Source organism: Arthrobacter sp. StoSoilB19 (assembly GCF_019977275.1).
Classification (GTDB): Bacteria; Actinomycetota; Actinomycetes; order Actinomycetales; family Micrococcaceae; genus Arthrobacter.
In genome coordinates, this window is record NZ_AP024650.1 from 2,846,715 (window position 1) to 2,867,321 (window position 20,607).

Genomic DNA, 20,607 nt, shown 5'->3' on the forward strand with positions numbered 1-20,607 from the left:
TGTTGGGGGATATGTTCTTCCGGGCCGGGCTGGGACCCACCGGCAGCGGAAACGATCTTCGCCTATCTATTCTACGGTGGCAGGCAAATCGGCCGGCACGATCCAGGCCGGTATGGGCACGAAGAACGTCGGGTGGCGCGTTCACACGCCGCGCAGCGCCTGCCGCGCCACGGTTCCTGCTGTCTGGATGGAGGACTCGTGCCCGGCCATGCCGGCCTGGCGGGCCCGCGCATAAGCCTCCGGAAGCGCCCTCAGCAAAGCATCAACGTCGGCCTCGGTGGACGCGTGCCCCAGGCTGAAACGCTGGGCTCCGCGTGCCGTTTCCTCGTCCAGGCCCATGGCGAGCAGCACGTGGGATGGCCGCGGCACGCCGGCGGTGCACGCCGAGCCGGTGGATGATTCGACGCCGGCCAGGTCAAGAAGGAACAGCAGCGAGTCACCTTCGCAGCCGGGGAACGTGAAATGGGCATTGCCTGGCAGCCGTCCTCCGTGGGGTGCCCCGCGGAGGACGGCCTCCGGAACGCTTTCCCGGACGCCCTCGATCAGGCGGTCACGCAGTGCGGCAACCCGCGCCGCTTCCGCCGGCAGCCCGGCGGTGACGGCCTCCGCGGCGGCAGCGAAGGCAGCGATGGAGGCGGTGTCCAGCGTGCCGGAGCGGACATCACGTTCCTGGCCGCCGCCGTGCTGTACCGGCGTCAGTTTTACAGCGCGGCCCAGCAGGAGTGCGCCCACGCCCACCGGGCCGCCGATCTTGTGTCCGGAGATGGACATCGCGTCCAGGCCCGATTCCTTGAAGTGCACCGGGACGGAGCCGAATGCCTGGACGGCGTCCGAGTGCACGGGGACGCCGGCGGCATGGGCCAGCTCAACCACCCGGTGGATGGGCTGGATGGTGCCCACCTCGTTGTTCGCCCACATCACGGTCACCAGGGCCACGGCGGCGGGGTCGCGCGCGAGCTCGGCTTCGAGGACGTCGAGGTCCAGGACACCCTTGCCGTCCACCGGCAGCCAGGTCACGTCGGCACCCTCGTGGCGTTCGAGCCATTCGACGGTGTCCAGCACCGCATGATGTTCGACGGCGGAGCAAAGGATGCGGCGCCGGTGTGGGTCCTCTGCCACGCGGGACCAGTACATGCCCTTCACTGCGAGGTTGTCCGATTCGGTGCCTCCGGAGGTGAAAATTACCTCGGAGGGGTGGGCTCCCGCGGCCGCTGCGATCACCTCGCGCGCATCCTCAACGGCACGGCGCGCCCGGCGTCCCGATCCATGAAGCGACGACGGGTTCCCGGTCCGGGCCAGTTCACGCGTCAGGGCGGCGAGCGCCGCTGCGGACAGCGGAGTGGTGGCGGCATGGTCGAGATAGGCGGGCATCCCCCAATTCTATCGTGGCCTGCCGCCGCATCCCCGGGGAGCCGGTCAGTCCCCGTCGGTAATCCTCGCGCAGCAATGGCCGGCGCCGGCAGCTGGGGCAACGCGCTCTTCCGGACTGCCACACCCCACCGCGGCCCCGCGCAGGAAGGCGCCGTTCATATCGCACACCACTGCCGCATGTGCCCGCGACAGGCGGTGGAACGGGCAGTTGGGAAGCAGGTAACCGCCCTCGCCGTCGTGCTCTGGCTGGTAGCCCGATTCGGTCAGGAACTCTTCCAGGTCCCCCGCCGCTTCCGCCAGTTCCCGGCCCTTCAGGAAGGCGGCCGCGCGGAGCGACTCAGCCACAGGCGCGCCGTCGGCCTGGGAGGCTTCGATGGCGGTCGCCATGAGTTCCCCGGCGAGGTCATAGTTCCGGTCCGGCACCGACGCGCCGATTTCACTCCCCACTGTCCGGTACATCTTGGCGGGGCGGCCGGAGCCCGGCCCCGTCCTTCCTGCGGGCTTGTGGAACTCCACCGCCAGCAAACCGTCCTGGACCAGCCTGTCCAGGTGGAATGACACTGTGCTGCGGGCCATGCCTGCGGCCTCGGCAACATCGTCGCGCCCCAGCGGCCGTGGTGATGATGCCACGAGCTCGAAAAGATGCAGCCTCTTGGCGTCCGTCAGCGAGGCAACGGCAGCAATCCTGTCAGCCCAGGGAAGTCGGTACATAATGCCCACCAATCCAAAGTCAAGATCTATTGATTATAGAACGTGCGCTTTCTAAAATGGGCATACCTACTTTTAGAAGGAGAACACCATGAAATCAGCGTCGGCAGTGCGGGCCCAGCACGCATCAACCACCATGCCGGCGGCCCGGCAGGCGTTCGTGCTGCTGCGTACCGTCTTCACCGTTGCTCCGGTCCTTTTCGGCCTGGACAAGTTCACGAACATCCTGACTGACTGGACCATCTACCTGGCGCCCCAGGCAACAGCGGTGGTGCCGCTGCCGCCCCAGACCTTCATGTACATCGTCGGCGCAGTGGAGATCATCGCGGGCATCGTCGTGGCTGTCCGGCCGAAGTATGGTTCGCTGCTCGTGGCGGCGTGGCTGGCAGGGATCATCGTCAACCTGCTCCTGCTGGGAAGTTTCTACGACGTGGCCCTCCGGGACTTCGGGCTGCTGGTCGGCGCGCTGGCCCTTAACCGGCTGTCGATGGGGACCAGCCGAACTGCTGCCTGACGCCGCTGGCGCCGGCCAGGCGCAAGCACTACAGACAGCGCACAGCATTACTCACGGCGCGGAGCGTTGTGCACACCCAAAGCCGCCGGCAGCTGAGCCCTCCAGCCGCCGGCGGTTTTACGAGCCGGACCCCGCGCCCCAGCCCTGCAACAGGGCCCATGCATGTACGCTGTCCGGGCTCAAGCAGACGGAGGCAGCAACGGCAGGTAGCGGACCACCTCGTCGCGCGCCGTGGCCAAGGTGGCCGGATCCGGGCAGGACACGGATATATAGGCCGAGGAGCCTGCGGTGCCGAAGACCCTCGCCAGCACGGCGGTGGACCTTCCGCCGGGAGCCGTCTGCTCCAGCGCCAGCACTTCCACATTCTTGCCGGGAGCCTCGGGGGTACCACCCCACCGCAAAGTCCCGGTCTTCAGGTACGAGGGCTGGATGGTGGCGTCCAGGTACTGGAAAAGGGCGACGGACGATTCACGGTCATCGCCGCGGACCAGCGGCCCCTGGCCCGTACTGACCCGTGCGGCGACAACGCACCCATCCGCCTTAACGTATTCGCTGGCGCCCGACACGTTGTCCTTGGTGACCTTCCAGCCGGGCACGTCCCTCAGCCCGTCAGAAATTCCCACCGGCACCCCGGGCGCCAAGGTGCCACCGGCGGCAAAGGGCAGGTCCCGTCCCGCCACTGCAGCGGCGTCGTGGCCCGGGGTGATGGTTGGCGTGGACAGAACGGGCGTGCTGGCAGGGGCAGCAGGCACGGAAGGATCCCGGACGTCCACGCTGCAGCCGCCAAGAAGCACCGCAACCAGGCCTGCAATGGCGGGCTGCACTCCCCGGTTCCATGCCCTGCCGGCCCGTCCCGCCGTCGTCGGCATATCCGTCTCCAGTCCGTCGCATCCCCTTCGGCCGGTGTCCGGCCGCGCAGGCAAGAGTCTAGACGCCGTCCGCCGGGAACCTGGAAGCCCCGGACATTCGTTGTTACGGCAGGCCCATCAACCGTGCTGGCTAGACTGGGCGGGCACTTTGCTTTCCCTGCGGAGAATTAAGACGCCGCGCATCAAGAAAAGGAAGATCTTGACCGAGAGCAGCAGCTCCCACTACCAGGTCCTTCGCGTGGCCGTCACCGCCACCGAAAAGGAAATCAAGGTGGCGTACCGGCGCGCTGCCAGGGCGGCACACCCGGACCACGGGGGTGACGCCGCAACCTTCCGCCGGGTGACCGCCGCGTACGAGACCCTCATCGATCCGCAGCGCCGGAAAGCCTACGACCGCACCTATGGCGCGGGTGCGGTCCGTGACACGTCCGACGGCGGCGCCCACTTTGATGCGCCCGCCGCCGGAAGCCGGGCCTCTGCCACCGTCCGCAGGCCGGACAACGGCAGGAACACCGCAGGCGACCCGCCGGTCTACGTTCCGCCGTACGAGGCAGCTGGCTCCGCGGTCCCGCTCATTCCCCTTGCCCAGGCCCGCCAACAGGTACACGGGATGCCGCGGAAACGGGGTATCTTCGGTGCCGAGGCCCGCATCCAGCGCGAGATGCGCACCGTTCAGCTGCTGACCCGGCAGGTGCTTCCGGCCATCCCGGCCGCGCGGCTCATCAACGGCCTGCAGTCGCCCGCGGACAACAGCCACATCGACCACGCGGTCCTGTCCGGCTACCGGCTGGCCCTGGTCAACTCCATGCTGCTGCCCAAGGGCGCCTATGCATGGGACGGCCGGACCCTCAACCACGGCGGCCGCGCGGTGGCACCACCGCAGCTCGCCCGCGTGGTGTGGGCCATGCAGGACATCTTTCCCGAGCTGAACGTCACCGGATGGACCGTGGTGCACAGCCCGGACGGCAACCTCCACGAACCCGTGATCGACCACCACCGGCGCCCCGCGGGCGCCCTGGAGACCGTCCAGATCGTCAATGCCGCCGGCATGGTGCGCGGCCTGAAGGAGTTCCTGGCATCGGGCCCTGCCCCGAACACCGTCAACGTTCCGGTCCTCGCAAGGCTGCTGCGGGGAATGCACTAAGAACGGATCGCTAGGATGGGGAGGTGTTCCGCATCCTTTTCCATGCCCCAGAAATCCCCGGCAATACCGGCAACGCCATCCGCCTTGCCGCAATCACCGGCGCAGAGCTGCACCTTGTGGAACCCCTGGGGTTCGACTTCTCTGACGCAAAACTCCGCCGGGCGGGCCTCGACTACCACGACCTCGCCGTCGTCACTGTGCACAAGTCGATCGAAGCCGCCTGGGAGCACCTTCAGCCCGGGAACGTTTACGCCTTCACCTCTGACGGCACCACCAGCTACACGGACATCACCTACCGTCCCGGTGATGTACTGATGTTCGGCCGTGAATCCGTGGGACTGCCGGCGGAACTGAAGACCGATCCCCATGTAACGGCCACCGTGCGCCTGCCCATGCTGCCGGCCCTGCGTTCCCTGAACCTCGCAAACGCCGCCTCGATTGCCGTGTATGAGGCCTGGCGCCAGCAAGGTTTTCCGGGGGCCAGGCTGTAGCAGTCGTCCGGACCGGCGCCCCCTCCCAGGAGCCATGCAAATTCTTCAGCCGCCGTCCCATCCGCCCCGCCTCCGGCCTCGAATGGCTCTTGACGACATTCGAGCGGAGCAAGGAGCGGCAGGTGACACTACTGGAGTCAGGATCCAGGCAGGCAAGCCGCAACCGGCACGGCAGTGCTCAGGATTCGCCGCCCGGAGACTTATGCTTGGACTTAATGGAAACTCCCAACGCGCCAAATTCCGAGGGCTCCGCCGCGGTGACTGACCCGCCGGCAGACCTCAGCCAACGCCTGTCAATCCTGCTCGCGGGCATCGCCCGCGGAGACCAGGCGGCGTTCGCCGAGTTCTACCAGTTGACGTCCCGCAGGGTCTTCGGCATGGCACGGCGCGTCCTGATCGATCCCGAACTCAGCGAGGACACCACCCAGGAGGTCTTCCTGCAGGTCTGGCAGAACGCGGCGAAGTTCGATCCGCAGGCAGGGAGCCCGCTTTCCTGGCTGATGACCATCTCGCACCGGCGGGCCGTGGACAAGGTGCGCTCGTCGCAGTCTTCCACCGACAGGGAAGCCAGGTACGGGGCCAGCACGCAGGACATCGACCACGACAGTGTTTCCGACGAAGTGGGCAGCCGGCTTGAGGCTGAGGCGGTGGTCCGCTGCCTGGGGACGCTGACCGAAACACAGCAGGAATCCGTGCGCCTTGCCTACTACGGCGGCCTCACCTACCGGGAGGTCGCCGAACGGCTGAACGCAGCCGTGCCCACCATCAAGTCCCGCATCCGCGATGGACTGATCCGATTGAAGACCTGTTTGGGGGTGAGTTGAGATGAGCGGTATGGACGAAGGGCGCAGTGGACGTTCGGGTTCCTTCGGCGACGCTGTCGCCATGGACCTTGCGTCAGGCCGCGCCGTTGACCTGGCCGAGCTCTACGCCCTGGATGCGGTCACGGAGCAGGAACGCGACACCATTGACCAGTACATCTCCTCGGCCCCGGCAGCGGAGCGCCTGGCCTTCCTGGACCGCGTCCGGCAGTCCCGCGAGGCGCTGGCGCGCACTTTCCGGGTGGAGGAAGAACCCCCGTCGGACCTCTTCGAGCGGATCATTGCGCAGCTTCCTGCCCAATTCCCCGGGCAGGAGGGGCTGCCCGGTGGAGCCGTACCGGCCGCAGGCACCCCGCCAACCCCATTTGAAGGCAAGCCTGCAGGGCCGGAAGCTCGCGATGAGCTGGCGCAGGCCCGCAAGCGCCGGGAGGACCGGCGCGGCGCTTCCGGCGCCCGGCGCTGGCTGGTCGGCGTGGCAGCTGCAGCAGCCATTGCCCTGGGCGGCGTGGGCGTTGGCGCCTACATTGCCGACCAAAACGATCCGGTCAACCAGGTGGCCAGGGCCGGGGACCTGCGCGAAGCTTCCGTGAACGTGGTGGGCGGCGGCAAGGCCACCCTCCTGATTTCAGCGTCGGAGGACGCGGCCGTAGTGAAGATGAGCGGCGTGCCCGCTCCCCCGGCGGGCAAGGTCTACCAGATGTGGCTGATCCCCAAGGACGGCTCCGCACCGGTGTCGCAGGGCCTCATGGACGAACAGGCCCTGTCCAAGCCTGCGGTGGTCCAGGGCATCCACTCGGCCGCTTCACTGGGAATCACAGTTGAGCCGGCGGGCGGGTCCAAGGCCCCCACCCTGCCCACGGTGGCGGCAGCCCCGCTGGGAGCCTGACCCGGCCCCGGCATCAGCCGTCAAACAGTAAAGCGCCCCCGGTTCCTTCCTGAGGAAGGAACCGGGGGCGCTTTACAACTCAAAAGCCTGCGATGGTCCCGGGCCCGTTGATTGCCACCACGTGGAAGGCTTCCGCGCTGTGCCCCTCCGGCAGCCCGGCCCGTGCGGCATTGAGCCGCATACCCTGCCGGACGGCGGCTTCCATGGCAGCCACGTCAGGATGCTGGCTGACGTGGACATGGATGGCGGCCAGCTTGGCGTCCACCTGGGCGGTGACGTCCACGAAGTGGTTCTCCCGTTCCTCGGGTCCGGCGTAAAGCCACAGCCACGGCAGCTTGTAGGCTGCCAGGCCGGCTTCGGCCAGTTCCGGGTAGGCGAACGGGTTCTCGAGCGCGGGATACACGGCACGTGTTACCGCTTCCCCCACGGCCAGGTGGTCGGGATGGCTCTTTTGGATCCGCTGCCAGTTCCGTTCCGGATGCATGGCGAGGACGACGTCGGGACGGAGTTCCCGGATCAGCCGCACCACCCCTTTCATCACCTCGTGCGACGGCTCGAGGTACCCGTCCCGCTGGTGAAGGTAGTGGATGTCGGTGACGCCCACCAGTTCCGCGGCACGGCGCTGCTCGGCGTCGCGCATGGCGATGATGTCCGCGCGGTGCGCCGGGTCGAAGCCGCCGGCGTCGCCGTCGGTCATGATGCAGTAGCTGACCTCCACGCCGGCCGCCGTCCAGGCGGCAACGGTGCCGGCTGCGCCAAAATCGATGTCGTCAGGGTGGGCCGCAAAACAGAGCACCCGCCCAACCCGGTGTATGTCCGGGTTGAACGGGCTCCCTGCCTGCCTGTGGGAGGCAGTCAACGATTCAGCCTTTTCGCTTCTTGATCTCGGCGGTGGCCTGCGGGAGGACTTCGAACACATCGCCGATGATGCCGAAATCCGCAATCTCGAAGACCGGGGACTCGGCATCCTTGTTCACGGCAACGATGACCTTGGACGTCTGCATTCCGGCTTTTTGCTGGATGGCGCCGGAGATGCCTGCGGAGATGTACAGCTGCGGGGAAACTGTCTTGCCGGTCTGCCCCACCTGGGCATCGTGGCTGATCCAGCCCGCGTCCGTGGCGGCACGGGAGGCGCCCACGGCGGCACCGAGGGCATCGGCCAACTCTTCCACCGGGCCGAAGTCGCCGTCCATGCCGCGTCCGCCGGCAACCACGATCCGTGCGTCCGTGAGGTCGGGCCGGCCGCTGGCCACCTTCTGCTCACGGGCCGTGATCCGGGCGGCTGCAGCCACCGCGGGGACCTCAACCGTCGCTGTTTCGGGCGTTGTGGGTGCAGGGGCAGGTTCCGGGGTGACGTTGTTGGCCTTCAGGGTCAGCACGGAAACCGGGGTGGTGGCTTTGCAGTCCGTGTTGTACGAGCCGGCCAGGACGGACTTGTGGGCAGTGCCGTCCGGGTCCACGGCCACCACGTCAGTAATGACCCCGGCGTTCAACCGGATAGCCGCCCGCGCCGCGATCTCCTTGCCTTCGGGCGAGTTGTCCAGCAGCACGATGCCGGCGCCGCTGGCTTCAGCCGCGGCGGCCACGTAGGCGGCCTTGGGTGCCACCAGGAAGTCATCCAGGTCCTGGGCAGACGGGCGCAGGATGCTTTCCACGCCGTATTCGGCGAAGGTGGCTGCGGCGCCGTCGGAAAGGTCTCCGTTGAGCGCCACGGCGCCCCCGCCCAGGGAACGGGCCAGGGTCAGCAGCTCAAGGCTGCTCTTCTTGAGCGATTCGCCGGGGTTGTCGATGAATACGAGTACTTTTGCCATGTCGATGTCCCTCTTAGAGCAGCTTCTGGGCGGCCAGGAAGTCAACCAGCTTGATGCCGGCGTCGCCCTCGTCGGTGATGATGGTCCCTGCAGTCCGGGGCGGCCGCTGTTCCGCGCTGGCCACGCTGGTCCAGGAACCGGCGAAGCCGACCTGGGCGGGGTCCACACCGATGTCGGCCAGGGACAGTGTGGTGATGCTCTTGCGCTTGGCTGCGATGATTCCCTTGAAGTTGGGGTACCGGGGCTCGTTGATCTGGTCCGTCACGGATACGACGGCGGGCAGCGGCGCCTCCACGGTCTCCGAGGAGGTATCCGCGTCGCGGCGGGCCGTCAGCCGGCCGCCGTCGACCTCCAGCGTGGAGGCAAAGGTCACCTGGGGCAGCCCGAGCCGCTCCGCCAGCTGCGCCGGGACAAGCGAGGTTTCACCGTCGGTGGAGGCCATGCCGGTGATGACCAGGTCCACGTCGCCCAGGTGGCGGACGGCCGCTGCGAGCGCAAGCGACGTGGCCGCGGCGTCCGAGCCGGCCAGGGCGTCGTCCGTCAGGTGAACGCCCTCGGTGGCGCCCATCTGCAGCGACTTCTTGACGGCGTTGACGGCTCCGGAGGGTCCCATGCTCAGGGCGATGACCTGGTTGCCCGCTTTGCTCCCGCCCCTCGCCTCGGCCAGCTGCAGCGCTGCCTCGAGGGCGTACTCGTCAAGCTCGGACAGAATGCTTTCATCGCGGTCCACCGTGTTGCCCTCACCGTTGAGATGACGGTCGAACTGGGCGTCCGGTACATGTTTGACCAGGACTACGATCTTCAATGTCTCTTCCACTGTGTTTACAGCAGCCTTCCATGCTTGTGGACAGCCAGCCGGGTGGGTCATGGCCGCGGAATGCCCGGCAGGCGGGTAGCTCCTAGCTAACCATATCGGCGCGCCCCTGCGCCCTCTTCCGTTAACGCCTGTGTCAGGCCCTCACCGTGGCTCAGCATGACGACGGCGGCGCCCCCTTGGATGGGAACGCCGCCGTCGTCATTGCTGCACGATGCTGCTGCCTGGCCTCAGCTGGCTGCGGCACCCAGCGTGACGTCGAATGTCTGTTCCTTGCCGCTGCGCTGGACCGTGATCTTCCCGGTGGAGCCCGCCGGCTGTTCGCGGACGGCCGCGGTCAGCTGGTTCGGTTCGCCGATGGTGAGGTCGTTGAACTTGGTGATGACGTCACCGACCTTGATACCGGCTTTTCCTGCGGCAGAGTTGGGGTCAACGGTTGCCACGTCGGCCCCCACCGAGAATTCGGAGGAGGCACCCGACGTCTTGGCCTTGACGCTGACACCCAGCTGGCCGTGCGAGGCCTTGCCGGTGTCGATGATTTCCTGGGCGACGCGCTTGGCGTTGTTGATCGGGATGCTGAACCCCACGCCGATGTTGCCGCTCTGGGAAGTGGACGTCCCGGAGCCCGCGGAAGCAATGGCGACGTTGACGCCGATGATCTCGCCCTTGCTGTTCACCAGGGCGCCGCCGGAGTTGCCAGGGTTGATGGCAGCATCAGTCTGGATGACGTTGATGGCGATGGATCCCTCGCCCGCGCTTTGCTGGCTCTGGCCGCCGCCCGGAGGGGCGAACTGGAAGCCCTGGTCGCCGCCCTGGCTGTTGTCGCCGCCCTTCGGGGCTGCGGACGATGCAACGCTGATGGTCCGGTTGAGCGTGGACACGATGCCGTCCGTGACCGTTCCGGTCAGCCCAAGCGGGGAACCGATGGCGATGGCCGTATCACCCACGTTCAGCTTGGAGGAATCACCCAGGGTGGCAGGGGTCAGGCTTGACGTGTCGTCCACCTTGATGACGGCGAGGTCGGACAGGGGGTCGGTGCCCACCAGCTTTGCCGGCAGGACCTTTCCGTCACTGGTCCGGATTTCGAGGGTGGCATTGGCGGTCTGGCCATCGAGGGTCACCACGTGGGTGTTGGTCAGGATGTGGCCTTGGTCGTCAAGGACGATGCCCGAACCCGTGCCCCCTGAGCTGCCGCTGGTGGCACTGATGGTGACGACGCTGGGCGAGGCCTTCACGGCAGCCGCGGTAATAGCGTTGACGTCGTCCTTGTTGTTGACGATGACCGTGCCGGGCTGGCTGTTGCTGCCGACGGTTGAAGTGCTGGACCCGGTGTTCCCAAACAGTTCGCCGGCACCCACCGTAGCCACGCCGCCTCCCACAAGGCCTGCTGCGAGGATGCTGGCCACGAGGGTACCGACGCCAAAGGTTGCCTTCCGGCGCGGCGCGTCCTTGGGATTGGGGGTGTAGCCGGCGTTGCCGTTCGGCGTGCCGGGGCCCCCGCCGTGAACGGGCTGGCTATCGTGGTGCTGCTGCTGGCCGTAGTATCCGGACTGGCCGTAAAACGGCTGGCGCTGCGGATACACCGGACGTGGAGCTCCGGGCAACTCCTGGGTGTGGTCGCGCTGCTCCGCACCGCTGTAGCCGCCGGGCTCCTGGTCCGCGGTCCCGTTCCCATACTGAGTGGCCACCTGCCGGTCACCGGGCTGCTGCGCGTTCTGCTGCTGGCCCTGCCGCTGCCACGGGTTCCGGTTGCCCGCGTGGCTGTCCTCCGGGACCGGTCCTGGGGTTTGATTCTCAGTCATGGGACTTCCTTTCATCCTCGTCTGCCATTAACTATGGACCGTCCCGCTGGAACAAGCTCGGATGTTTGCTGAGAGCTTCCTGAACGTTCCGGTCATGTCCTTCTGGAGGGCGGGGCGTTTCGCTGGGGGCATATTCGCCGTCATGGACTGGCTGTGGGGTGCACCATAGAATCAAAGATGAATTGCCACAGCGACCTGCGGCTTCACACCAAGCGTGGGGGCGCTGTTGGATTCGACGACTGATTCGTCCCGAATCGGTGTCAGGCGTGCTGAAGGGTTGCACATGCGGTCAAAGTTCAAACGTTTCCTCGCCGTGATCGGCCTTGCCGGGCTGCTGGCGGTACCCGCCGGCGCCGCCTGGGCCGAAAACCCGGTCACCATCCCCTCCGGCACCAACATTGTTGATGACGCGAACGTCCTGGGCAGCCGGAAGGGCGAGGTCCAGGACGCCATCCAGAAGCTGCTGAAGGACCACAAGTACAACCTGTACGTGGTCACGGTTAAGTCTTTCGAGAACCCCACTGATCCCGCAGCCTGGAGCAATGCGGTGGCGCAGGCCAAGGGAATGGGCAAAGCAGACGCCATTCTTGCCATCGCCACCGAGCAGGGCAAGTACTACTTCTCGCCCAATTCCGCCAGTTCCATTTACTCCAAGCGCAGCAACATCACCCAGAACGCTGTCGCCGCCAACCTCGGGGCGGGCAAGCGCGACTTCGCCCAGGCTGCCATCGATACCGCCTCAGCCATCGGCGATGCCGCCGGCGGCGGCAGCGGCAATGTGTCATCCGGTGACGGGGCCGGCGCGGGCATCCTGGTGGGTGCCGGCGTGGTGGTGGCCGGCGGCGGCGCGTACCTGTATTACCGGAACCGGCGAAAGAAGGCCGCCGGCAAGGACGCGTCCAGTGGAAGCTACGGCCCCCAGGGCGCAGAACTGGACCCGCTGGCGTCACTGAGCGTGGAGGAACTCCGCCGGAAGAGCGGATCCCTGCTCATCGAAGCGGATGACGCCATCAAGTCCAGCGAGCAGGAACTCGGCTTTGCCCAGGCACAGTACGGTGATGCCGCCGTCGGAAACTTCACCAAAGCTTTGGCGGAAGCGAAGGGCCACATGACGGAGTCCTTCAAGCTTCAGCAGCAGCTGGACGACCACATTCCGGACACCGAGGAGCAGCAGCGGACCTGGCTGGGCGAGATCATCCGGCGCTCGGAAGCCGCCCTGGCCTCCCTGCAGGAGCAGAAGGCGGACTTCGACTCCCTGCGTGAGCTGGAGAAGAACGCACCGCAGGCCCTTGCGGCGGTCAACACCGGAGCCCGCGAAGCGGACGCCAAGATCGCCAGCGCGGAGCAGTCCCTTGCCGCCATGCGGTCAAAGTACGCCGACAGTGCGCTGACCCAGGTCTCGGACAACATCGTGCAGGCCAAGGAACGGCTGGCGTTCGTCCAGAACGCCTCCGAAACCGCGCAGCAGAAGCTCGGCGAGGGCGAGAGCAGCCTGGCGGCAGTGGCCGTTCGCGCAGCCGAAGAAAGCCTGCACCAGACCAACGTCCTGCTGGATGCCATCGCCAAGGTCGCCGCCAATCTCGACCAGGCCCGCAACGGCCTCGAAGCGGCGGTGGTGGATACGTCCCAGGACCTGGCCCAGGCAAAGGCCATGATCCAGTCCGGCACCCACGCCGAACTGGCCGGTCCAGTGGCAGCGGTGGAGGCCGCCCTTGCCCAGGTGAAGACCGAAATCCAGGGTGGAAAGATTGACCCCATCGCCACCCTGCAGAGGGTGGAAACCGCGCACCAGTCCCTGGACCAGGCCCTGACCGGGATCCGGGACCAGCAGGAGCAGGCCCGCCGCGCACAGGCGTCGCTGCAGCAGACCATCATGTCCGCCCAGGCCCAGATCAGTGCCACCTCCGATTACATCACCGCGCGCCGCGGCGGGGTGGGCACCGAGGCACGCACCAGGCTTGCGGAGTCGCAGCGGAACCTCGACTACGCACTCTCCATTGCCCGCACCGACCCCGTCACCGCGCTTACCTACGCGCAGCAGGCCCACGCCCTGGCAGCACAGGCCGCACAGCTGGCCCAGGCCGACGTCGAGCATTTTGACGGCTATGCCAACCAGGGCTTCGGCCGTGGCGGCATGTTCGGCGGCGGAGGCGGCGGCGGACTGGGCGGCGCCATCCTGGGCGGCATCCTGATCAACTCAATCCTCAACGGTGGCCACGGCGGCTGGGGCGGCGGCGGCGGCTGGGGTGATGGCGGTGGAGGCGGCGGCTTCGGCGGGGACGGCGGCTTTGGCGGCGGTGATTTCGGCGGCGGAGACTCCGGCAGTTTCTAAACACTTCCGTCGGAACACGCTGGAGAACCCGGCGGGCGGACAGAAGCACGACACCACTGTTCACGGACGTCAGTGGTCAACACAGAGCAGGACGAAAGGCAAACACCATGGTTAAGCAGTCCATTTTCGGCCGGATCGCGCAGCTGGCAAAGGCCAATATCAACTCCTTGCTGGACAACGCCGAGGATCCGCAGCGGATGCTGGACCAGATGGTCCGCGACTACACCAACAACATCGCCGAAGCCGAGTCCGCCGTGGCGCAAACCATCGGCAACCTCCGCATGCTGGAAGACGACTACAACGAAGACGTCAAGAACGCCCGCGACTGGGGGAACAAGGCACTGGCCGCCTCCCGCAAGGCTGACGAGTTCCGCGCCGCCGGCGACGTCGCCGACGCCGAGAAGTTCGACAACCTGGCAAAGGTCGCCCTGCAGCGGCAGATGGCGGCCGAGAACGAAGCCAAGGGCGCAGAGCCGAGCATCGCCTCCCAGCGCGAGGTGGTGGACAAGCTGAAGACCGGCCTGGACCAGATGAAGAACAAGCTCAACCAGCTGACCAGCAAGCGCAACGAACTGGTGGCCAGGTCCAAGACGGCAGAGGCGCAGTCCCAGGTGCACGATGCCATCAAGAGCATCGACATCATGGACCCCACCAGCGAAGTGGGACGCTTCGAAGAAAAGATCCGCCGCGAAGAGGCCAGGGTCCGCGGCCAGGAGGAACTGGCAGCGTCCAGCCTGGATGCCCAGTTCAACCAGCTGGAGGACCTTGGCGAGCAGACGGAGATCGAGGCCCGGCTGGCCGCTTTGAAGGCCGGCGGCGCCAAACCTGCCCTCGGCGCCGCCAACGCCGCGGAGTCCGAGGCAACCGTGGAGGAAGCGGACTTCGACAAGCTCTAAGGCCAGCCAGCACCACACAGTCGAAACCAGGCGGTGGCCGGGACCCCGTGGTCCCGGCCACCGGCATGTCCGCAGTGTGTAGCGTGGAGCCATGACCTCCTCTGAAGAGACCGCCCTGGTCTGGCTGCGCGATGACCTTCGCCTGGATGACAACCCCGCCCTCAACTCCGCCGCCGCGCTGGGCCTGCCGGTGACAGTGGTGTACGTCCTGGATGAAGAATCTGCGGGCATCCGGCCGCTGGGCGGTGCAACCCGGTGGTGGCTGCACCACTCACTGGCACGATTGGCTTCCTCCCTCGAGGCCCGCGGCTCGCGGCTGCTCCTTCGCCGGGGGCCGGCCGGGCGGGTGATTAAGGAAGTGGCTGTGCACGCCGGAGCAACGCACTTGTTCTGGAACCGGCGGTACGGTCAACCCGAGCGCAGCATCGACGCCGCGGTCAAGGAGTGGGCCGGGGAGAACGGCCTGGAGGCGTCAAGCTTCCAGGCAAACCTCCTGTTCGAGCCCTGGACGGTCAAGACAGGCTCCGGCGGCCCCTACAAGGTGTTCACTCCTTTCTGGCGGGCATGCCTTGCCGGCCAGGAGGTCCGGGACCCCCAGGAGCCTCCGGCCCGGATCCCGGGACCCCCTCAGGGCGGCCGTCTCCAGGCCGGCGACGAGCTCGACAGCTGGCGGCTGCTCCCCTCCTCCCCCGACTGGAGCGGCGGCCTCTCCGCCACCTGGACTCCCGGCGAGGAAGGCGCGCGCCACCGGCTGGCGGACTTCCTGGACGGCCCTGCCGAGGAATATGGAACCGGACGGAACCTGCCCGGCATCGAGGGAACCAGCCGTCTGTCACCCCACCTGCGTTTCGGCGAAGTCAGCCCGTTCCGGGTGTGGCGTGAGATCCGCCAACGTTTCCCGCATAAGGTGCCGGCCGACGTCGGAATTTTCCGCTCGGAGCTTGGCTGGCGGGAATTCTGCTGGCAGCTGCTGTACAACAACCCGGACCTGGCCACCCGCAACTACCGGCCCGAATTCGACCGGTTCGCCTGGCAGCAGCCGGGCAGGAGTGAGCTCGCGGCCTGGCAGCAGGGACGCACGGGCTACCCCCTGGTGGACGCCGGGATGCGGCAGCTCTGGCAGACCGGCTGGATGCACAACCGGGTGCGGATGGCCGCGGCCTCGTTCCTGGTGAAGAATCTGCTGGCCGACTGGCGGATTGGAGAGCAATGGTTCTGGGACACGCTGGTGGACGCCGACGCCGCCAGCAATCCGGCCAACTGGCAGTGGGTGGCCGGTTCCGGCGCGGACGCGTCGCCGTACTACCGGATCTTCAATCCCGTCACCCAAAGCAGGAAATTCGACGCCGGCGGCCGGTACCTGCGCGAGTTCGTTCCGGAGCTCGCTGACCTGGACAACAAGTCCATCCACGAGCCCTGGAAGACCGGGGTCCCGGACTACCCGGAACCCCTTGTGGAGCTTCCTCAGTCCCGGGAACGGGCGCTGGCTGCCTACCAGCAGCTCAAGGACGGCTGAGCCGCCCCGGCTGTGGGGTGCCGGGTGGCCTTAGCGGCTGACCTTGCCCATGAGGGAGGCGATGGGCCGCAGGAAGACCGGGCGGGCCAGGAACCACGCGGCCGCCATGACGGCCACGGAGGCCAGGAACACCCAGAAGCCGAACCAGCCGTCGTCGTCCCGGACCCCGTACATGTGGTTCAGGTTCCGCAGTGCACCCGTGGTGAGCACCAGGAAGACGTGGACCACGATGAAGGCCACGAAGTAGATCATCACCGGGAAGTGGACGGCGCGGGCCCATTCGATCGGGTAGGCCTTGTTCAGGCCGGCAGCCTTCTTTGGCCAGGCGGAGGACATCCGCAGGCCCGTGATGAACGCCAGCGGAGCGGCGAGGAAGACCGTCACGAAGTAAGCCAGGAGCTGCAGCGCGTTGTAGTTGATCCAGCCGTCTTCCGTGGGCCAGTCCAGCGAGGCGTATTGCAGCGCGGCCGACAGGGCGTTGGGGATGACGTCCCAGCTGGTGGGGACGATGCGCATCCATTGCCCGGTGGCGAACAGCAGCACGGCAAAGACGAGCCCGTTCAGGATCCACAGGGCGTCCAGCGTCAGGTGGAACCACAGTTCAAGGCTGATCTTGGTGGGCGCGTTCCTGGTGCGGATCAGGCCCTTGTTGTTCCGGGTCCAGTGCCCGCTGGGCCGTGTGGTGGTCCGCACCTGCCATCCGGTGCGGATGATCAGGAGCAGGAAGAAGGCGTTGAGGAAGTGCTGCCAGGCGAGCCACGCGGGGAATCCCTCCGGGGCGCCGGCCGGCAGTGCCGACTGGCCCGGGTAGTCGGTGACAAAGGACGCGACGGCGGGCAGTCCCACGACCAGCCTGGCCGCCAGAACCACCAGGACCAGCGCCACGAGGACAGCAGGAACCGCCCAGTAGAGCCGGGACCGCTTACCCGTCGCGGCGCCGGGTTTCTTCGTGGGTGTGGCCATCGAACAACATACCTCTCAAGAATGACTGGGGCAGCCCGCAGATCGCGGGACCCTTCGAAAGAGAATACTAGGAACTGTGCGCATCCAAGGAAAAGAAAGACCCCGGCCGGCGTAACTGCCGGTCGGGGCCTTCATAAGTTGCGGGGACAGGATTTGAACCTGTGACCTCTGGGTTATGAGCCCAGCGAGCTACCGAACTGCTCCACCCCGCGTCGCTTGATCAACACTACCCTACTTTCACGGCCGGCCTGACCACACGTCCACCAGGCCCCCTTGGGGTTCGACGACGGTCCCGGCGGCCCCAGCGGAGAAAGCAAAAGACCCGGACATTGTTTCCAATGTCCGGGCCTTTCCTCAGTTGCGGGGACAGGATTTGAACCTGTGACCTCTGGGTTATGAGCCCAGCGAGCTACCGAACTGCTCCACCCCGCGTCGCAAGAACTACTTTACCGGGAGGTGAACCGCAGGCCAAATCGAAGCGGCGTGACGTCCGTTACGCCGGCCCGGCACCTTGCCCCCATGGGGCTCGGATGCCGGGCCGCCGCCGTCGTGCTGCTGTGCCCGTCCTGCTACCGGCCCGCTGACGGGGACGGCGTTGCCGAGGGTGAGCTGGAAGCAGCGGGGGCCGGGCTTGCCTCCGGAGCGGTGACCGGGATCTTGGCCTCGGCGTCCATCGCCTTCTTCAGCGCGGCCGCCACCTTCTTCTGCGCCTCGCCATAGGCAGCGAAGTCGCCTGCCGCCAGTGCCGACTGGCCGGACTGGATGGCCGCATTCGCCTCGTCCAGGGCCGCCTTCAACTGGGCCTTCGCGTCCGCTGCGGCCGGTGTCGCAGGCGCTGCCGGGCCGGCCGGCACCTGGCCGTTGTTGGCGGAGTCACCCGCTGCTGCACCGGAGTCACCACCGAATAGCTGCTTGAGGGCCGCGTCAAGCGTTGGCGCGAAGCCCACCTTGTCCCCGAAGGCCACCAGCACGCGTTGCAGGGTGGGGTAGGACGTCTCACCGGTGGACTTGAGGTAGACAGGCTGGACGTAAAGGATGCCGCCGCCGACGGGCAGGGTGAGCAGGTTGCCGTTCAGCACGTCCGACGCACCCTGCCGCAGCAGGTTCAGTGCCTGCGAAACAGTGGGATCGGAGTTGAACTTGTTCTGCGCCTGGCCCGGGCCGGGCACCTGCGTTTCCGGCGGGATCTGCAGCAGCCGGAGCTTGCCGTAGCCGTCCGCCTTCACACCGGCCTGGTTCCCGGCATCCGAGTCAGCGGCGAGGAACCCGTACAGGACGTTGCGGGCATTGCCGTTGACGATCTGCGGGATGAACGAGGACGTCAGCTGGAACGCAGGCTTCTGCTGGTCCGGCATCTGCAGCGACATGTAGAACGGCGGCTGCTTCACGTCCGTATCCACCGTGGGATCGGCAGGTACGCTCCATGCGTCGTTGTTCTTGTAGAAGCTGGTGGGATCCGTCACGTGGTACTGCCCCAGCAGCTCACGCTGGACCTTGAAGAGGTCCTCCGGGTAGCGGACGTGGCTCATCACCGCGCCGGACATCTCCGAGTACGGCTTCAGGGATGAGGGGAAGACCTTCTGCCAGGCCTTGAGGACCGGGTCCGTGTCGTCCCAGGCATAGAGGGTGACCGAGCCGTCGTAGGCATCCACAGTGGCCTTGACCGAGTTGCGGATGTAGTTCACCGTGCTGTTGGGCAGGGCCACGGCGCGGCCGGAGCTGGTCTGCGAATCAGTGGTGGCATCCGAGAGCTGCTTCTGCTGCGAGTACGGGTAGTACTGGCTGGTGGTGTAGCCGTCCACGATCCATTTGACCCGGCCGTCCACCACGGCCGGGTAAGCGCCGCCGTCAACGGTCAGGTAGGGTGCCACCTTCTGGACACGCTCGCGGGGGCTGCGGTCATACAGGATCTGCGACGCCGGGTTCACGCCGTCCGATAGCAGCAGGTCCGAGGACTGGAACTTGATGGCGTAAAGGATCTTGTTGAAGAAGGATCCAACATTGGGCCCGCCGTTCCCCTTGAACGTGTACTGGGTTTCGCCCTCCCCTTCCTTGCCGGAAGGGCGGTCCTGCTCGCGCGGGGTGGCGCCGTCGGGTGCGCCGACGATCGAGTATTCGGGCGAGGACTCGCCGAAGTAGATCCGCGGCTCGTAGGTTGTATCGTTGCCCAACACGCCGGTGGACGGAATGCCGGACTGGAGGAATTCAGGCTTGCCGTCAACCGTGAACTTGTTGCCCTTGGCCGCCACAACCCCATAGCCGTGGGTGTACACCACATGCTGGTTCAGCCAGCCCTGCTGGTTGGTTGCCACGTTCGTGGGATTCAGTTCCCGCACGGCGATCACGGTGTCCTGGATCTTGCCGTCCACCTCGTAGCGGTCCACATTGAGGGCCTTGGGGAACTGGTAGTACGGGCGGTACTGCTCCAGCTGAGCAAACGCGTCCGAAATCAGGTTCGGGTCCAGGAGGCGGATGTTGGCAGTGGTCTGGGCGTCCGGCGCCAACGCGCCGGTACTGGCCGTGTTGGTGGCGTCGTACCGGGTTTCCTGGATGCCGTCCAGGCCGTAGGCCTTGCGTGTGTTCTCGATGTTGCGCTGGATGTACTTGCTTTCCAGCGTCTGCTCGGACGGGCGGACCTGGAACTGCTGGATCACCCAGGGATAGACGCCCCCGGCCAGGATGGAGGTGATGATCAGCATGGCGGTACCGATCACCGGAAGGCGCCAGCGGCCAATCACGGCGGCCACGATGAACAGGATGGCCACCAGCACGGCAGCCACGGCGAGGATGGCCTTGGTGGGGATGACGGCGTTGACATCCGTGTAGAGGGCGCCGGCCCAGCGGCCGCCGTTGCTCTGGACGGAAGAGTAGCGGTCGAGCCAGAAGTTGACGCCGAGGAGCACCAGGAAGGCGGCGCCGGTCACGGCGATGTGGATCTGTGCCGCGCGGCTGGTGAACACGCCGCGCTCCATCAGCCGGATGCTGCCGTACAGGTAGTGCGTGAGGATGCCGGCGATGCCCGCAATCACCACCACGCTGATCAGGAACCCGGTCACAAAACCGAGGAACGGCAGGGTCATCAGGTAGAAGCTGATGTCCATGTTGAACTGCGGATCGGCCTCGCCGAAGCCAACCTGGTTGAAGAACAGCAGGACCTTCTGCCACTGGCTCGCCGCAGCGCTGCCCGCAAACAGGCCGAAGAGGACCGGCAGGCCCACCATGACGATGCGCCGGACCGGCTCCAGCTGCGCCTGGTACCGGTTGAGGTTGTCCCTGATTTCGGAGTCCGGCGCGTAGACCGGCCGGGCGTTGTAGGCAATGCGGATCGAAAAGAAGACAGCCGCGAACATGATGGCGAAGCCGGCCACGAAGGTGGCGATCTTGGCGAGGTTCTCGGTGACGAAGACTTCGATGAAGCCCAGTTGCCGGTACCAGAGGACGTCGGTCCAGACGTTGGCGAAGAAAATGAAGCCCACTACCACCAGGGCGACAATAATCAGGGTGGGCGTCAGCACGCCGCGTCGTGAAGGGGGCCTGCCGGTGGACATGGTGCTGGCGGGACGGGACAAACTGGGTACCTCATAGCTGGTCGTCGAAATATTCGAAGCGTGCGAGCGACGTACGGTACCGGTCAAACGGCTGGTTTCGTCCGTCAACTGTGCCACGAGT

Annotated in this window: 17 protein-coding genes and 2 tRNA genes; 8 read left to right on the plus strand and 11 right to left on the minus strand. The window is 66.6% G+C overall.

Translation table 11 applies throughout. The features are described from left to right. Window positions 1–141: 141 nt before the first annotated feature. Together LDO86_RS13055 and LDO86_RS13060 are read right to left on the minus strand one after the other, a co-directional pair. Window positions 142–1,371, minus strand: a complete 1,230-nt coding sequence (locus LDO86_RS13055; RefSeq protein ID WP_018768529.1) for a cysteine desulfurase family protein — start codon at window positions 1,369–1,371, stop codon at window positions 142–144. 45 nt (window positions 1,372–1,416) lie between these two features. Then, on the minus strand, window positions 1,417–2,082 hold the full coding sequence (locus LDO86_RS13060; protein WP_018768530.1) for a helix-turn-helix domain-containing protein: 666 nt from the start codon (window positions 2,080–2,082) through the stop codon (window positions 1,417–1,419). An 88-nt stretch (window positions 2,083–2,170) separates the two neighbouring features. On the opposite strand from LDO86_RS13060, the gene LDO86_RS13065 reads away from it, so the two are divergent. Further along, window positions 2,171–2,593 carry a hypothetical protein gene (locus tag LDO86_RS13065; protein ID WP_018768531.1) on the plus strand — a complete coding sequence of 141 codons (423 nt, stop codon included), beginning with the start codon at window positions 2,171–2,173 and terminating at the stop codon, window positions 2,591–2,593. A gap of 179 nt (window positions 2,594–2,772) precedes the next feature. Here LDO86_RS13065 and LDO86_RS13070 read toward each other — a convergent pair whose 3' ends face one another. Next, window positions 2,773–3,417 (minus strand): hypothetical protein, encoded by a 645-nt coding sequence (locus tag LDO86_RS13070; RefSeq protein WP_018768532.1) that lies wholly within the window; start codon window positions 3,415–3,417, stop codon window positions 2,773–2,775. A gap of 244 nt (window positions 3,418–3,661) precedes the next feature. On the opposite strand from LDO86_RS13070, the gene LDO86_RS13075 reads away from it, so the two are divergent. From LDO86_RS13075 to LDO86_RS13090, 4 genes are all read left to right on the plus strand, one after another. Then, window positions 3,662–4,606 carry a DnaJ domain-containing protein gene (locus tag LDO86_RS13075; RefSeq protein WP_018768533.1) on the plus strand — a complete coding sequence of 315 codons (945 nt, stop codon included), beginning with the start codon at window positions 3,662–3,664 and terminating at the stop codon, window positions 4,604–4,606. Between the two features lie 23 nt (window positions 4,607–4,629). Then, window positions 4,630–5,097 (plus strand): tRNA (cytidine(34)-2'-O)-methyltransferase, encoded by a 468-nt coding sequence (locus LDO86_RS13080; protein WP_018768534.1) that lies wholly within the window; start codon window positions 4,630–4,632, stop codon window positions 5,095–5,097. A 215-nt stretch (window positions 5,098–5,312) separates the two neighbouring features. After that, entirely contained in the window at window positions 5,313–5,921 is a 609-nt protein-coding gene (locus LDO86_RS13085) for a sigma-70 family RNA polymerase sigma factor (RefSeq protein ID WP_018768535.1), read from the plus strand. Window position 5,922: 1 nt separating this feature from the next. Beyond that, window positions 5,923–6,804 carry an anti-sigma factor gene (locus tag LDO86_RS13090; protein WP_026265664.1) on the plus strand — a complete coding sequence of 294 codons (882 nt, stop codon included), beginning with the start codon at window positions 5,923–5,925 and terminating at the stop codon, window positions 6,802–6,804. Window positions 6,805–6,883: 79 nt separating this feature from the next. Here LDO86_RS13090 and LDO86_RS13095 read toward each other — a convergent pair whose 3' ends face one another. The 4 genes from LDO86_RS13095 to LDO86_RS13110 form a co-directional block, all read right to left on the minus strand. Beyond that, window positions 6,884–7,663, minus strand: coding sequence for a PIG-L deacetylase family protein (locus LDO86_RS13095; protein ID WP_018768537.1), 780 nt, complete (start codon window positions 7,661–7,663; stop codon window positions 6,884–6,886). Between the two features lie 4 nt (window positions 7,664–7,667). After that, window positions 7,668–8,615, minus strand: a complete 948-nt coding sequence (locus LDO86_RS13100; protein WP_018768538.1) for an electron transfer flavoprotein subunit alpha/FixB family protein — start codon at window positions 8,613–8,615, stop codon at window positions 7,668–7,670. A gap of 13 nt (window positions 8,616–8,628) precedes the next feature. Then, complete coding sequence (locus tag LDO86_RS13105) at window positions 8,629–9,420, minus strand: electron transfer flavoprotein subunit beta/FixA family protein (RefSeq protein ID WP_018768539.1); 792 nt, start codon at window positions 9,418–9,420, stop codon at window positions 8,629–8,631. 239 nt (window positions 9,421–9,659) lie between these two features. Then, window positions 9,660–11,231 (minus strand): trypsin-like peptidase domain-containing protein, encoded by a 1,572-nt coding sequence (locus tag LDO86_RS13110; protein WP_224084003.1) that lies wholly within the window; start codon window positions 11,229–11,231, stop codon window positions 9,660–9,662. A 283-nt stretch (window positions 11,232–11,514) separates the two neighbouring features. Here LDO86_RS13110 and LDO86_RS13115 point away from each other — a divergent pair, with 283 nt between their 5' ends. From LDO86_RS13115 to LDO86_RS13125, 3 genes are all read left to right on the plus strand, one after another. Then, on the plus strand, window positions 11,515–13,563 hold the full coding sequence (locus LDO86_RS13115) for a TPM domain-containing protein (protein ID WP_018768542.1): 2,049 nt from the start codon (window positions 11,515–11,517) through the stop codon (window positions 13,561–13,563). 107 nt (window positions 13,564–13,670) lie between these two features. After that, window positions 13,671–14,459 carry a PspA/IM30 family protein gene (locus tag LDO86_RS13120; protein ID WP_018768543.1) on the plus strand — a complete coding sequence of 263 codons (789 nt, stop codon included), beginning with the start codon at window positions 13,671–13,673 and terminating at the stop codon, window positions 14,457–14,459. Window positions 14,460–14,550: 91 nt separating this feature from the next. Beyond that, entirely contained in the window at window positions 14,551–15,975 is a 1,425-nt protein-coding gene (locus LDO86_RS13125) for a deoxyribodipyrimidine photo-lyase (RefSeq protein ID WP_018768544.1), read from the plus strand. Between the two features lie 30 nt (window positions 15,976–16,005). Here the strand turns inward: LDO86_RS13125 and LDO86_RS13130 are convergent, their stop codons facing one another. From LDO86_RS13130 to LDO86_RS13145, 4 genes are all read right to left on the minus strand, one after another. Next, entirely contained in the window at window positions 16,006–16,938 is a 933-nt protein-coding gene (locus LDO86_RS13130) for a cytochrome b/b6 domain-containing protein (protein ID WP_018768545.1), read from the minus strand. Between the two features lie 138 nt (window positions 16,939–17,076). Continuing rightward, window positions 17,077–17,150 (minus strand) — tRNA-Met (locus LDO86_RS13135). A 146-nt stretch (window positions 17,151–17,296) separates the two neighbouring features. Continuing rightward, window positions 17,297–17,370, minus strand: a tRNA-Met gene (locus LDO86_RS13140). A gap of 137 nt (window positions 17,371–17,507) precedes the next feature. After that, the gene (locus LDO86_RS13145) at window positions 17,508–20,486 is read right to left on the minus strand and encodes a UPF0182 family protein (RefSeq protein ID WP_186447752.1); all 2,979 of its coding nucleotides are present in this window, start codon (window positions 20,484–20,486) and stop codon (window positions 17,508–17,510) included. Window positions 20,487–20,607: the final 121 nt, after the last annotated feature.